At 71.5% G+C, this 13,814-nt stretch carries 10 protein-coding genes; 5 read left to right on the plus strand and 5 right to left on the minus strand.

The genetic code is table 11. The features are described 5' to 3' along the window. Window positions 1–144 precede the first annotated feature (144 nt). Both ACH4EB_RS00370 and ACH4EB_RS00375 read left to right on the plus strand, forming a co-directional pair. Window positions 145–1,683, plus strand: coding sequence for a UvrD-helicase domain-containing protein (locus ACH4EB_RS00370; RefSeq protein ID WP_398345002.1), 1,539 nt, complete (start codon window positions 145–147; stop codon window positions 1,681–1,683). 386 nt (window positions 1,684–2,069) lie between these two features. Beyond that, the gene (locus ACH4EB_RS00375) at window positions 2,070–2,474 is read left to right on the plus strand and encodes a DUF6343 family protein (protein ID WP_398345003.1); all 405 of its coding nucleotides are present in this window, start codon (window positions 2,070–2,072) and stop codon (window positions 2,472–2,474) included. 108 nt (window positions 2,475–2,582) lie between these two features. Here ACH4EB_RS00375 and ACH4EB_RS00380 read toward each other — a convergent pair whose 3' ends face one another. From ACH4EB_RS00380 to ACH4EB_RS00390, 3 genes are all read right to left on the minus strand, one after another. Beyond that, on the minus strand, window positions 2,583–2,966 hold the full coding sequence (locus tag ACH4EB_RS00380) for a tetratricopeptide repeat protein (protein WP_398345004.1): 384 nt from the start codon (window positions 2,964–2,966) through the stop codon (window positions 2,583–2,585). A gap of 613 nt (window positions 2,967–3,579) precedes the next feature. Further along, a complete protein-coding gene (gene coaE, locus ACH4EB_RS00385) occupies window positions 3,580–4,176 on the minus strand; it encodes a dephospho-CoA kinase (RefSeq protein ID WP_398345005.1) in 597 nt (198 codons plus the stop codon). 85 nt (window positions 4,177–4,261) lie between these two features. Continuing rightward, window positions 4,262–5,206 carry a proteasome assembly chaperone family protein gene (locus tag ACH4EB_RS00390; RefSeq protein ID WP_398345006.1) on the minus strand — a complete coding sequence of 315 codons (945 nt, stop codon included), beginning with the start codon at window positions 5,204–5,206 and terminating at the stop codon, window positions 4,262–4,264. A 507-nt stretch (window positions 5,207–5,713) separates the two neighbouring features. Here ACH4EB_RS00390 and ACH4EB_RS00395 point away from each other — a divergent pair. Then, a complete protein-coding gene (locus ACH4EB_RS00395) occupies window positions 5,714–6,781 on the plus strand; it encodes a nitrous oxide reductase family maturation protein NosD (RefSeq protein ID WP_398345007.1) in 1,068 nt (355 codons plus the stop codon). Between the two features lie 246 nt (window positions 6,782–7,027). Here the strand turns inward: ACH4EB_RS00395 and rpsA are convergent, their stop codons facing one another. Next, the gene (gene rpsA / locus ACH4EB_RS00400) at window positions 7,028–8,545 is read right to left on the minus strand and encodes a 30S ribosomal protein S1 (protein ID WP_398345008.1); all 1,518 of its coding nucleotides are present in this window, start codon (window positions 8,543–8,545) and stop codon (window positions 7,028–7,030) included. 373 nt (window positions 8,546–8,918) lie between these two features. Between rpsA and ACH4EB_RS00405 the strand changes: the two genes are divergently transcribed. Together ACH4EB_RS00405 and ACH4EB_RS00410 are read left to right on the plus strand one after the other, a co-directional pair. After that, a complete protein-coding gene (locus tag ACH4EB_RS00405) occupies window positions 8,919–9,767 on the plus strand; it encodes a class I SAM-dependent methyltransferase (protein WP_398345009.1) in 849 nt (282 codons plus the stop codon). Between the two features lie 258 nt (window positions 9,768–10,025). After that, window positions 10,026–12,809: an ATP-dependent RNA helicase gene (locus ACH4EB_RS00410; protein WP_398345010.1), complete on the plus strand. Its 2,784-nt coding sequence runs from the start codon at window positions 10,026–10,028 to the stop codon at window positions 12,807–12,809. Here ACH4EB_RS00410 and ACH4EB_RS00415 read toward each other — a convergent pair. Then, entirely contained in the window at window positions 12,796–13,797 is a 1,002-nt protein-coding gene (locus tag ACH4EB_RS00415; RefSeq protein WP_398345011.1) for a DUF3068 domain-containing protein, read from the minus strand. The two genes, ACH4EB_RS00410 and ACH4EB_RS00415, sit on opposite strands and share 14 nt — an antisense overlap. Window positions 13,798–13,814 lie beyond the last annotated feature (17 nt).

The following is a 13,814-nucleotide window of genomic DNA, read 5'->3' on the forward strand; positions in this document are numbered from 1 at the left end:
GCACTGACAACGACCCCGCCGGCAAGCGCCGGGGCGAAGTTATCCACAGGCCGCGAGAGAAATCCCACGGCCGGCTCGCGATCGGCTACCGTCGATTCCGTCGTCACGCACAGTGACGAAAAAGCCACGGCGCGAGGAGCAGCCATGCACCGTCCGACCCTCACCGTGACCCGACCGACAGCCGAGCAGACCACCGCCGCGGACGCCTTCCGCACAGGCGACCATCTCGTGATCCAGGCCGGCGCCGGCACGGGCAAGACCACGACGCTCGCGATGCTCGCCCACCGCCCACCGCCGCGCGGTCACCCACCGTGCGGACAGGGCCGCTACATCGCTTTCAACAAGGCCATCGCGCACGACGCCTCCCACCGCTTCCCCCGCCACGTCACCTGCAGTACGGCCCACGCGCTCGCGTACGCGTCCGTCGGCAAGAACTACCAGGCCCGGCTGAACGCGCCACGCCAGGCGGGCTGGCGCATCGGCGCCGCCCTGGGCATCGACACCGACATGGCCGTACGCATCGGTGCCCGCCGGATCGGCAACAGGGCACTGTCGTACTCGGCCCTGCGCACCGTGACCCGGTTCTGCCGGTCCGCCGATCCGGATCTCACGGACCAGCATGTGCCACGGCTGCGCGGAGCCGAGGCGGACGTGCTGCACGAGCAGTTGACGGAGATCGTCCTGCCGTTCGCCCGCAAGGCCTGGGCGGACCTCCAGCACCCCGAGCGGGGCAGCGTGCGCTTCGAGCACGATCACTACCTGAAGATGTGGGCTCTGAGCGAGCCGAAGATCACGGCGGACTTCCTCCTCCTGGACGAGGCCCAGGACACCAACCCCGTGGTCGAGCAGATCTTCACCGCGCAGCGCGCGCACGCCCAGTTGGTCATGGTCGGGGACTCCGCACAGGCCATCTACGGCTGGCGCGGTGCGCGCGACGTGATGAGCACCTTCGACGGCAGACAGCTCGCCCTCTCCCGTTCCTTCCGTTTCGGCCCCGCGCTGGCCGTGGAGGCCAACCGCTGGCTGGCCATCGTCGGCGCCCCGATCCGGCTCGACGGCTCACCATGGCTGGCCACGGAGCTGGGAAAGGTCCCGAGACCCGACGCGGTCCTGTGCCGGACCAACGCCGGAGCGATGGTGGAGGTCATACGGCAGCTCGAAAAGGGCCGCCGGGTGGCGCTGACGGGTGGCGGCGGGGCGCTGGCCGCGCTGGCGCAGTCCGCGCACGACCTCAGGTCGGGTCGCCGCCCGTCCCACCCCGAGCTGATGCTCTTCGAGACGTGGGAGGAACTGCGGGAGTACGCGGAGTGCGACCCGTCCGGGCGAGACCTCCAGCCCTTGATCGAACTGGTCGACGAGCACGGCACCGAGGCCGTGCTGCAAGCGCTGGACCGCTTGTCGGAGGAAGAAGCAGCCGAGGTCACGGTCTCGACGGCCCACCGGTCCAAGGGACGGGAGTGGCCGACGGTCCGGATCGCGGACGACTTCACCGGCCCCGACGACCTCGACGAGCGAGACGCGGACGGAGAGCCGCTCCCCGGCCCCATCGATCTCGCGGAGGCACGCCTGGCCTACGTGGCGGTCACACGGGCCCGGACCCGTCTCGACATCGGCGGCCTGACCTGGCTGAACAGCCACCCGGCCGGCGACCCCCGCCCGGACCTGCCTGGGGACTCACCGTAAGCGCCGCACATCAGGTGCCGGGCGAGGCTGCAATCAGATGAGAAGGCGAGACCACGGGCGACATGACGCGAACCACGGATCGGGAGGACCCTGGGAGGAGAGACGCGACGCAGCAACGTGACACAGACGGCCTCTGCGCACGATCGGCGCTCGGCACCGGATGCAGGCTCAGTGGTGGCCGAGACAAGGGTCAGCCGAGCACGTGGCCCATACGGCAAACGTGGCAGACGCGGCACATATTGCTCACCTGGCACATACGGCACATGTAACGCGGAAAGCACGGATAAGGAACGTCGACGACAGGCGAACGGCTTGCGAGGAGCGATGCGTGGTGAGTGGTGATGCGTACCGGTAATGAGCCTCTTCAGGCGCGCAGTCCGCTGAGGATGCGCCGTGGACTGGCGCTGTGGGGGATGGTGTGGGCCGCGGCAGGCACGGTGGCGTTCGTGCTGGCCGGCAGGCCGGGGTGGGCGGCAGCGTGCGCGGTGGTGACCGCACTCGCCGCGATGGACCTGGCGATGGTGATACGGCACATCCACCAAGGCCCGCACTACCAGCCGGGGAAGGACGTACCACCGTACGAACCGGACCACGGCTCACACGACCACGGCTCACACGATCACGACCAACACGCCGGACCACCGCGCCACCGCCCGGCTGACCTCGGCTGGACAGGCCCCGGGCCGGGTGGACGCGACACAGGCAGACGAGGTCGGGACCAGCCTGGTGCGGGCGGGAACGAGGACGACGGAGAAGGAGGTGACGGCGGGCGAATAGACGGCGGCCGCTAGAAGCGGACCCGGCGAGATGCGGAAGGCGGAAGATCGAACGCGGCGAAAGGAAACGTGCTGGGGAGGGCGATCAAGACGACGCTCATGCGTCTCTCATGCCGCGGCCTCTCACACCTCTTCGGAGCCTGTCGGGGGTTCGAAGCGGGCGGCTTCGATGAAGTCGGGACGGGGGTCGAGAGCCGCGGCCAGACGGAAGTGGCGCTGGGCTTCCTCCGGGCGGTTGGCCCGCTGAAGGGTGCGGGCCAAGGCGAAGTGGGCGAAGGCGTTGTCCGGCTCGCGTTCCAGGACGATCTGGAATTCGAGTTCGGCCGGGCGGAGTTGGGCGGCGAGGAAGAAGGCGCGGGCGCGCAGCAGACGGGCCGCGGTGTTCTCCGGGTGAGCGGCGATGACCGGGTCCAGGAGTTGCACAGCGCCACGCGGGTCTCGAGCCGCCAGCAACTGCTCGGCGGCCCGGAAGTCGATGACGTTCGTCTCGGGGCTGCGTTCGGCCACGGCCGTCTCCTCTCCCGTATCACGGGCTCTCAGTCGCGCGTCTCCTGCACAACGAGCCCATCAGTCGCATGTCGCTCGCCGCTTCGGTACGGGCAGGCCCATGCGTCACCCGCTCTGCGGGCGTTACGTGCGGCACAACAAGCGCGTTGCCCCTCGCATTCCCCTGTCGGCCGGCCCGCAACCGGGCGTCAAGTGTTCGCACGTCCCGGCTCGGTGCCGAGTGCCCGTTTCCCAGGGCGCGTCGCCGAGTGCGTGACGCCGGGTGTGGGTGCGGGGCGTCAGGGCGTCAGGGCGTCAGGGCGTCAGGGCGTCAGGGCGTCAGGGCGTCAGGGAACTCTGCCCGGGAGTGTGTCCGAGGGTGCCGGTGTTGGCCTCCCCCGTTGTCCCGGCGTGGACCCCGTTGTCCCGGCGCGGACCTACCATCGCCACGGCGCGGCCCCCCCCCATTGCCACGACGTGGACCTCATTGCCCGGCGCAGTTCCCCGTTGCCACGATGTGGACCCCGTTGGGCCCATATCCTCGCCCGGTTCCGACCACAGCCCAGGAGCCCCGTGCCGGTATCAAGAGCCCATGAGCCCCGTGCCGGTGTCAAGCACCTGCGCAAGGGCTCCCTCAGCTCGTCCGTTCGCGCAGGTGCTGCCATACCTTGCGTACCTGGGGTTCCAGGGCGTCCAGCGGGCCGTCGTTGTCGATGACGAGGTCGGCGATCGCGAGGCGCTTCTCGCGTGCCGCCTGTGCTTCCATGCGGGCCTTCGCCTCGCTCTCGGCCATGCCGCGCAGCCGTACCAGTCGGTCGAGCTGGGTGGATGGCGTGGCGTCGACCACGATGACCAGGTCGTACAGCGGCGCGAGGCCGTTCTCGGTGAGCAGCGGGACGTCGTGCACGACCACCGCGTCCGGACCGGCCGCTGCTTCCAGTTCGGCTGATCGTGCGCCCACCAGCGGGTGCACGATCGCGTTCAGTGCCTGAAGTTTCTTCGGGTCGTTGAAGACGATCGCACCCAGTTTGGGCCGGTCCAGGGTGCCGTCCGCGGTCAGCACGTCCTCGCCGAATTCCGCGGTCACGGCGACGAGTCCGGGCGTGCCCGGTTCGACCACCTCGCGTGCGATCTTGTCGGCATCCACGATCACCGCGCCGTACGACGCGAGCAGCCGCGACACCTCACTCTTGCCCGCGCCGATACCGCCCGTAAGCCCCACCTTCACCATGGGGCCCACGCTATACGGCCTGGTCTGCTCCGGCCATGGCCATGGGCCACCGGTCGGTGGTGACCCATGACCATGGCCGGAGGCCTCAGGCGCCGCCCTCGCCCTCGCGTTCCGCCAGGAAGCGCTCCAGTTCCCGGCCGATCTCGTCCGCTGACGGCAGGTCCATCGGCTCGGCGACCAGGTTGCCCCGGCTCTCCGCTCCGGCCATCGCGTCGTACTGGTGCTCAAGGCCGCTGACCAGCGCGACCAGTTCCTCGTCGCCCTCGGAGATCTGCCGCTCGATTTCCTCCTGCGTGCGCAGTGCCTCCGTACGCAGCGAGTGCGCCGCGGTCGGCAGCACCAGCCCGGTGGCGGCCGTCACGGCTTCCAGCACGGTCAGCGCCGCGTCCGGGTACGGAGATCGGGCCACGTAGTGCGGTACGTGCGCGGCCACGCCCAGCACGTCGTGTCCGGCCTCCGCGAGCCGGAACTCGATGAGCGACTCGGCGCTGCCCGGCACCTGGGCCTCGTCGAAGAAGCTGGCGTGGCCGGGCATGAGGTCGGTGCGGTTGCCGTGCGGCGTGATGCCCACGGGGCGGGTGTGGGGGACGCCCATGGGGATGCCGTGGAAGTTGACCGCCAGCCGTACGCCGAGCCGCTCCACCATCTGTCGCACGGCGGCGGCGAAGCGCTCCCACTCCACGTCCGGTTCCGGGCCGGACAGCAGCAGGAACGGTGCGCCGGTGGCGTCCTCGACGAGCCGCAGTTCGATGCTCGGGGTCTCGTACGCGGTCCAGCGGTGGCGCTGGAAGGTGAGCAGCGGCCTGCGGGCGCGGTAGTCGACGAGCCGGTCGTGGTCGAAGCGGGCGACGACCCGGTGGGTGAGGCCGCCCAGCAGTCGCTCCACGATCTGGTCGCCGGTTTCACCGGCGTCGATGTAGCCGTCGAAGTGGTACAGCAGCACCAGCCCCGCGGAGTCCCGGGCGGTGATCGCCTCTACCGCCGCGAGCCCGCTCGGCTCCCATTCGTACAAACCCTGGGGATCCAACACAGTGACCGCTCCTCCTCGATGTCCGTCCCCCAGAACGTCGTACGTGCCCCCGGCATTCCCGCTCCCCTGCGCGTGCACTGCGGACCGGCGCCCTGTGCCCGGGTGAGACACACCCGCGGACGCACGGAAGCAGATACGCACAGACGCACGAAGGTTCATATCGGTGAACTCCGGAACCGCTGCCCTCGGGCCCCGACCGGGCTCCCGCACGATCCCCAACGACACCCGAACCGACCCAGTGGCCCCCATCCCAATGCTCCTTACGCCCCCAATAACCCAATGACTCCGGCGAGCCCGACGAGCCCAAACGAAGCCCCGGACACCACACCCCCAGCATCAGCCGCGCACTCTCTCCAATTCCCCTGCGACCGCACTCGCCTCTCCCCCAACGCCCACCCCAACACCCCTCCCCTCACCCCCAGTTGACCTCGCATCGATAAGTGCTACCTTCACCACCATTCCCTGTTCATGGTGACGTTCTCCGTTCACGTACAGGAAGGAACATCGATGCGTAAGCGATCTGCTCCGCCGATTCCCGTCGCTCCCGCAGCCGCGCTCCTCGGTGTCGGCGCTCTGCTCGCGGCCTCCGCGACGGCGTACGGGAGTTCTCCGGGGCCCGCCCCGGCCGTTGCCCGCACCATCGACGTCTCCACGGCCGCCCAGCTCGAAAGCGCGCTGTCGGCGGCCGAGGGCGGCGACACCATCCGGCTCGCGGACGGCACGTACAGGGGCAACTTCAAGGCCACCACTCCGGCCGGCGCCGCGGAGCGGATCACTCTCGCCGGCTCCGCCAAGGCCGTTCTTCGTGCGAGCGGCGGTTACGGGCTGCACCTGAACGGCGCCTCGTACTGGACGGTACGGGGCATTACCGTCACCGGCGGCCACAAGGGCATTGTGACGGACGCGGCGAACGGCGTGGTCCTCGACTCCGTCACCGTGCACGGCCTGGACATGGAGGGTGTGCACTTCCGGAAGTCCAGCAAGGACGGCGTCATCAAGAACTCGCGGATCCACGACACCGGGCGGGACGGCAGCGGGATGGGCGAGGGAGTGTACGTGGGCAGTGCGGGCGGCACCGGGGACAAGAGCGACAACGTGCAGATCCTGCACAACACCATCGGGCCCGGCGTCGGCGGCGAGAACATCGACATCAAGGAGGGCACCACCGGCGCGAAGATCATCGGCAACACCTTCGACGGCAGCGGGCTGACCGGCGCCCACTACGACGACTCATGGGCCGACATCAAGGGGAACAAGGTGCTGGTGGAGAACAACACCGGCAAATACACCCGTAACAACGGTTACGAGACACACAGCCAGCAGCCGGGCTGGGGCTGCGGCACGATCTTCCGCGGCAACCGGTCCGACCTGAGCGGAGCGTCGGGCCCGAACCGCTACGGCTTCCACATCACCAACCACAACGCGTCCACGTGCCCGGTGACGATCTCGGGCGACAACAAGGTCACCGGCGGACGCGGAATCGCCACCCCGGGCGTCCCGGTCGGACAGGCGCCCGAGCGGCCACGCCCGGGCGGGCCCCAGACGCCCCAGCCCCAGCCCCAGCCAGGCAGGTAGCCCCCACAGGCCCGGCCGGAGAGACGCCCCACGCTCCGGTAGGAGCGCCCCCGGCGAACGCGCGAGAACGCCACCCAAGGACAGCCGCGAGCACGACCGCGAGCACGACCGCGAAGCCCCTTCCCCCGACACCCGCCACGAACGCCTGCACACACGACGAAGGCCCGCCCCCACCAAGGGGAGCGGGCCTTCTGTGTCCTACCGGCCGGTATCGGGATACCGGTTAGCGCCTACCGTCTGACGCGTTCAGCTCTGGCCGCCGGCCAGCTTCTCGCGGAGCGCGGCCAGGGCCTCGTCCGACGCCAGGGCGCCGGAGTTGTCCGCCGACTCCGAGGAGTAGGAGCCACCGGAGACGTTGCCGCCGCCGGCGTTGCCCGAGCCGCTCGCGGCCGGAGCCGCCGCGCCCTCGGCCGCAGCCTGCTCGTCGGCCTCGCGGGACTTGATGACCTGGGCCTGGTGCTGCTCGAAGCGCTGCTGCGCCTCGGCGTACTGGGTCTCCCAGGCCTCGCGCTGGGCCTCGTAACCCTCCAGCCAGTCGTTGGTCTCCGGGTCGAAGCCCTCGGGGTAGATGTAGTTGCCCTGGTCGTCGTAGGACGCGGCCATGCCGTACAGGGTCGGGTCGAACTCGACCGCCGTCGGGTCGGCACCGAAGGACTCGTTGGCCTGCTTCAGCGACAGCGAGATCCGGCGACGCTCCAGGTCGATGTCGATGACCTTGACGAAGATCTCGTCGTTGACCTGGACGACCTGCTCCGGGATCTCCACGTGGCGCTCGGCCAGCTCGGAGATGTGGACCAGGCCCTCGATGCCCTCGTCGACGCGCACGAACGCACCGAACGGAACGAGCTTGGTGACCTTACCCGGGACGACCTGACCGATCTGGTGGGTCCGGGCGAACTGCTGCCACGGGTCTTCCTGGGTCGCCTTGAGCGACAGGGACACGCGCTCGCGGTCCATGTCGACGTCCAGGACCTCGACCGTGACCTCCTGGCCGACCTCGACGACCTCGGACGGGTGGTCGATGTGCTTCCAGGACAGCTCGGAGACGTGGACCAGGCCGTCGACGCCACCCAGGTCCACGAAGGCACCGAAGTTGACGATGGAGGAGACGACGCCGGAGCGCACCTGACCCTTCTGGAGGGTGGTGAGGAAGGTCTGGCGGACCTCGCTCTGGGTCTGCTCCAGCCAGGCACGGCGGGACAGGACCACGTTGTTGCGGTTCTTGTCCAGCTCGATGATCTTGGCCTCGAGCTCCTTGCCCACGTAGGGCTGCAGGTCGCGCACGCGGCGCATCTCGACCAGGGAGGCCGGCAGGAAGCCACGGAGGCCGATGTCGAGGATGAGACCACCCTTGACGACCTCGATGACGGTACCGGTGACGATCCCGTCCTCTTCCTTGATCTTCTCGATGGTGCCCCAGGCACGCTCGTACTGGGCGCGCTTCTTCGAGAGGATCAGGCGGCCTTCCTTGTCCTCCTTCTGGAGAACAAGGGCCTCGATCTCGTCACCGACGGCGACGACCTCGTTGGGGTCGACGTCGTGCTTGATCGAGAGCTCGCGGCTCGGGATAACGCCTTCGGTCTTGTAACCGATGTCGAGCAGGACCTCGTCCCGGTCGACCTTCACGATGACGCCGTCGACGATGTCGCCGTCGTTGAAGTACTTGATCGTCTCGTCGATCGCGGCGAGGAAGGCTTCCTCGTTACCGATGTCGTTGACCGCAACCTGCGGGGTGGTGGCGGTGGTCTCGGTGCTGCTCGTCATGTGGGAAAGGGCTCCGGTACGGACATTGAAGTCGTAGGTACTGCTACGCCGGGAGCCTGTATCGCTTCTGCATAAGACCGGACAGCGTCAGAGACGCTTGAACGCGACACTTCTAACCAACCGAAGCACCGGCAGCGTCCCGAAAACCGAGGGGACATACATACAGATGCGAGCGCGACCTGCTCCGTCTGAGGTGCGCAGGCCCGCAGCGCAACTTGTAGCATACGGGGGCAGCCGGACACGGTCAATGCGCGAAGGCGCACACCCGGGGCGGAACGCCCCATAACCGGCACACGCCATGTTCCGCGAGGCCGACGAGGCCCCTCGGCCACCGGCGGCCACAAGCTCAGCGAAGAGTACGACGACGGGCGCAATGATCCAAGAGTACGAGCCGGAGGCGACGCGACGTGCCGCCTCGGACACGGAGAGCAGCCGGGCCAGCCGCGGCTGGTGGGACCGGAACGCGGACGAGTACCAGAACGACCACGGAGCGTTCCTGGGGGACGACCGGTTCGTCTGGGGCCCCGAGGGGCTGGACGAGGCGGAGGCCGGGCTGCTGGGGCCCGCATCGGAACTGAAGGGGCGGCGCGTCCTGGAGATCGGGGCCGGCGCGGCCCAGTGTTCGCGCTGGCTGGCGGCGCAGGGCGCCCACCCGGTGGCGCTCGACCTCTCGCACCGGCAGCTCCAGCACGCCCTGCGGATCGGCACGGGTGCGGAACCCGCCGGTCCGGGGGCGGCTCCGGGCGTGTCGGCGCAGCTCGGTCTGGTCGAGGCGGACGCCGGTGCGCTGCCCTTCCGCGACGCCTCCTTCGACCTCGCGTGCTCCGCGTACGGGGCGGTCCCCTTCGTCGCCGCCCCGGTCCGCGTGATGCGGGAGGTACGGCGGGTGCTGCGGCCGGGCGGGCGCTGGGTGTTCTCGGTGACCCACCCCATCCGCTGGGCCTTCCCGGACGAGCCGGGCCCGGAGGGGCTGAGCGTCGGCGCGTCGTACTTCGACCGCACGCCCTATGTCGAGCAGGACGAGACGGGCCGGGCCGTGTACGTGGAGCACCACCGGACGCTGGGCGACCGGGTACGGGACGTGGCCGCCGCGGGCTTCCGGCTGGTGGACCTGGTCGAGCCGGAGTGGCCGGAGTGGAACGTCCAGGAGTGGGGCGGCTGGTCGCCGCTGCGCGGGAACCTGATCCCCGGTACGGCAATCTTCGTCTGCGTAGCGGACTGACGGGGCGGGTTCGCGACCGGGGCGGCTGCGTCGCGGACTGACGGGGCGGGTGCGGGGCGGAGGGCTGCCGACCGACCGCGCGGGCACGACGGGCGCCGCAGATCCGGCCCGCAGGCCCCTGGCCCGTGCGCTCGCCCCACCCGCAGGCCCGCGCCCCACCCGCAGGCCCGTTGAACCGCATCCCCGCCCCGGCCCACAGGCCCCTGAACCGTGTGCCCGCCCCGCCCCCTGTGCCTGCCCGTCCGGGAAACTGGTGGCGTGATCCGCCACGACGCCCTCGCCCAGCTCCCTGTACGTACCGCCCTGCCCGCGCTGGAGCAAGCGCTGGACGCGTACGGCGCGGCGGTGCTCTGCGCGCCGCCGGGCACCGGCAAGACGACCTTGGTGCCGCCGACCCTGGCCGGTCTGACCGGACCGGACGGTCCTGCGGGTGGCCGCCCCCGCCGTGTGCTCGTCGCGGAGCCGCGCCGGATCGCGGCCCGGGCGGCCGCCCGGCGGATGGCCTGGCTGCTGGGTGAGCAGGTGGGCGACCGGGTCGGCTTCACCGTGCGCGGCGAGCGCAGGGCCGGCCCTCGTACGGTCGTCGAGGTCGTGACCACCGGTGTGCTGGTGCAGCGGTTGCAGCGGGACCCCGAGCTGTCGGGCGTCGATGTCGTGATGCTCGACGAGTGCCACGAGCGGCATCTGGACGCCGACACCGCCGCCGCCTTCCTCCTCGACGTACGGGCTACGCTCCGCCCGGAGCTGCGGCTGATCGCGGCCTCGGCGACGACGGACGCGGCGGGCTGGGCCGGCCTGCTGGGCGGCGGCCACGACGCTGCGGACAAGGAGGGGGCCGCCCCGGTGGTGGAGGCCGCCGGGGTCTCGCATCCCGTGGAGGTCGTCTGGGCGCCGCCGGAGCGGCCGGTGCGGCCCGCGCACGGTATGCGGGTCGATCCGGCGCTGCTCGGGCATGTCGCGGCGACGGTGCGGCGGGCGTTGCGCGAGCGGTCGGGGGACGTGCTCTGCTTCCTGCCCGGGGTCGGCGAGATCGCTCGGGTGGCGGGGCAGTTGGGCGATGTCGCGGCCGACGGCACCGAGGTGTTGCAGGTGCACGGGCGGGCGCCGGCCGCCGTCCAGGACGCGGTGCTGTCGGGGGGCTCGGGCCGGCGGCGGATCGTCCTGGCGACTTCGGTGGCCGAGTCGAGCCTGACGGTGCCGGGCGTGCGGGTGGTCGTGGACTGCGGGCTGGCGCGGGAGCCCCGTACCGACCACGCGCGGGGGCTGAGCGCGCTGACGACCGTACGGGCCTCTCAGGCGTCGGCCCGGCAGCGGGCGGGGCGGGCCGGGCGTGAGGCGCCGGGGGCGGTCTACCGCTGCTGGTCCGAGGGTGAGGACGGGCGGCTGCCGCGCTTCCCGGCGCCGGAGATCAAGGTCGCCGACCTCACCGCGTTCGCGTTGCAGGCCGCCTGCTGGGGCGATCCGGACGCGACGGGCCTCGCCCTGCTCGACGCGCCGCCCGCCGGTGCGCTGGCCGCCGCGCGCGAGGTGCTGACGGCGATCGGCGCGGTGGACGCGGCCGGCCGGGTCACGGACCGTGGCGTACGGATGTCCCGGCTCGGCCTGCATCCGCGCCTGGCGCGCGCCCTGCTGGACGGCGCGCGCCGGGTCGGTGAGCGCCGTGCCGCCGAGGTGGTCGCGTTGCTGAGTGAGGAGCCACCGCGGGAGTACGGGGACGATCTGGCCGCCGCGTGGCGTACGGCCCGGCGGGGGCAGGACGCGTACGGCGCCCGCTGGCGCCAGGAGGCCCGTCGGCTCGCCGCGGCGGTGACGGGCTCACGCGAGCGGCCCGAGGCCCGTACGGGCGCGGGGCCGCGGACGCGTACGGACGAGCCCCCCGAGGCGCCCACGAACGAGGGAGCCGGGACACGTGCGGACGAGGGGCCCTCGGCGCGGCGTGCGAAGGAACGGCCCGAGGCACGGCGTACGGACGAGGGCCCCAAGGCGCGGCGTACGAACGAGCGGCCCCAGGCACGTGCGCACGCGGTTCCGGCGGCCGGGCCGGTCCCGGGTGCCGACGGCGACGACGCGGCCGCCGGGCTGGTGGCCGCCCTCGCGTTCCCCGAGCGGGTGGCGCGGGCCCGTGGGGCGGGTGCGTTCCTGATGGCGTCCGGGACCGGCGCCGAGCTGGCGGACGGCTCGCGGCTGCGCAGCGCGCCGTGGCTTGCGGTGGCGGTGGCCGACCGGCCGGTGGCGGCGGCGTCCGCGCGGGTGCGGCTGGCGGCCGTGATCGACGAGGACACCGCGCGGGCGGCGGCCGGGGCGCTGTACTCGGCGGGCGAGGAGGTCCGCTGGGCCGACGGGGACGTGGTGGCCCGTTCCGTCGAACGGCTCGGCGCCGTCGAACTGGTGGCCCGCCCGCTCCGCTCCCCCGACCCCGCCCTCGTACGGCGGGCGCTGGAGGACGGGCTGCGCGCGGACGGGCTCGGGCTGCTGCGGTGGACGGACGGCGCCCGGTCGGTGCGGCAGCGGATGGCCTTCCTGCACCGGGTGGTGGGCGGCGACTGGCCCGACGTGTCGGACGCGGCGCTGTCGGCGCGGTTCGACACATGGCTGGGCGTGGAGCTGGGCCGGGCGCGGCGGCGGGCCGACCTGGAGCGGATCGATGCGGGGCAGGCGCTGGCCCGGCTGCTGCCGTGGGCGAGCGGGGCGGCGGTCCGGTTCGACGAGCTGGCACCGGAGCGCATCGAGGTGCCGAGCGGGTCGCGGATCCGGGTGGACTACGGCGGTGAGCAGCCCGTGCTGGCCGTCAAGCTCCAGGAGCTGTTCGGCTGGCAGGAATCCCCCCGGGTGGCGGGCGGCCGGGTGCCCGTACTCGTCCATCTGCTGTCCCCCGCCGGGCGGCCGGCCGCCGTCACGGCCGATCTGGCGTCCTTCTGGAAGGACGGTTACCGGTCCGTACGGGCCGAGTTGCGCGGCCGGTACCCGAAGCATCCCTGGCCGGAGGACCCGTCCGGCGCCCGGCCGACCCGGCACACGACGGCCCGCCTCAAGCGGGACTGACGGGCGCCGGCTCCGGCTCCCGTGCCTCCGGAGTGCCGCCGGGGCCCGGGCGGCGGCCGCGGGCCTCCAGGACGAGGCTCAGGGTGAGGAGTACGGCGCCGAGGGCGAGGAAGCCCCAGGGCAGGTGGCTGGTGAGGAGCAGGACGAGCCGGCGCTGGGTGGTCACGAGGTCGACCGTGGCGGTCACGTAGTCCGGCCGCATCTTGACGTGTCCGGAGAAGGCGGTGACCTTGCCGCCGCCGGGGACGAGACTGCCGCCGCGCAGCTCCTCCCGGTGGAGCTCCTCCCCGTTGACGGGGGCGCCGGTGACCGGATCCACCCAGAACATCCGCTTGGTGCTGTACCAGCGGCTGGTGCCGGCCTTCTCGACGGCCTGCGGGGTGATGCCCTGGACCGGCAGCTTCTTCGGGAGCGGGACCTTGGTCCAGGGGATGGTCTGCTCGAAGTAGTAGACGTCCAGGCCGCGGAAGGTGCGGGTGCCCTTGTAGTGGATGGGGGCGGAGGTGCGGGTCTGCGCGTCGAAGTAGTCGTAGTCGCGCGGCTCCGTGAGGAAGGGCCACTTGAACTCGATGCCGGTGCGCCGTACGGGGTCCCCGTCCACCATCTCGCCGGTGGCGTGCACGGGGTCCTGGGTGTGGGCGTCGAAGATGTAGCGCTCGGGAATTCGGGAGACCATCTTTCCGTCGGGGCCCACGACGTAGGAGAGCGCGTCCCAGACCACGACGTCACGGCCGGCGGTCCGCTCGATGCGCTCGGACTCCTCGACGTTGCCCTTGAGCGTCTGCACGATCGAGACCTTGGGGACCTGGCGGGCCTTCATCGTGCCGTAGTCGAGGAGGATGGCGGGCTTCGCCTCCAGGACCATGTCCTGGTACTGGTTCGGCGGGATCTTGGCGAGCCGCGGAAAGGCGTACCAGCGCAGCAGCGGGGACAGCGCGGCGAAGAAGACGGCGAAGGCGAGCAGGACCAGGCTGGCTTTGCGTCGCATGGCGGTGGCGCCCTCCC

The sequence above is a fragment of the Streptomyces sp. NPDC018045 genome, from assembly GCF_044327445.1.
Classification (GTDB): Bacteria; Actinomycetota; Actinomycetes; order Streptomycetales; family Streptomycetaceae; genus Streptomyces.

Excerpts from the sequence above, each read along its gene's own strand:
- ACH4EB_RS00370 (WP_398345002.1), top strand. The coding sequence starts at position 145 with ATGCACCGTCCGACCCTCACCGTGACCCGACCGACAGCCGAGCAGACC.
- ACH4EB_RS00375 (WP_398345003.1), top strand. The coding sequence starts at position 2,070 with ATGCGCCGTGGACTGGCGCTGTGGGGGATGGTGTGGGCCGCGGCAGGC.
- coaE (WP_398345005.1), bottom strand. The coding sequence starts at position 4,176 with ATGGTGAAGGTGGGGCTTACGGGCGGTATCGGCGCGGGCAAGAGTGAG.
- ACH4EB_RS00395 (WP_398345007.1), top strand. The coding sequence starts at position 5,714 with ATGCGTAAGCGATCTGCTCCGCCGATTCCCGTCGCTCCCGCAGCCGCG.
- rpsA (WP_398345008.1), bottom strand. The coding sequence starts at position 8,545 with ATGACGAGCAGCACCGAGACCACCGCCACCACCCCGCAGGTTGCGGTC.
- ACH4EB_RS00405 (WP_398345009.1), top strand. The coding sequence starts at position 8,919 with ATGATCCAAGAGTACGAGCCGGAGGCGACGCGACGTGCCGCCTCGGAC.
- ACH4EB_RS00415 (WP_398345011.1), bottom strand. The coding sequence starts at position 13,797 with ATGCGACGCAAAGCCAGCCTGGTCCTGCTCGCCTTCGCCGTCTTCTTC.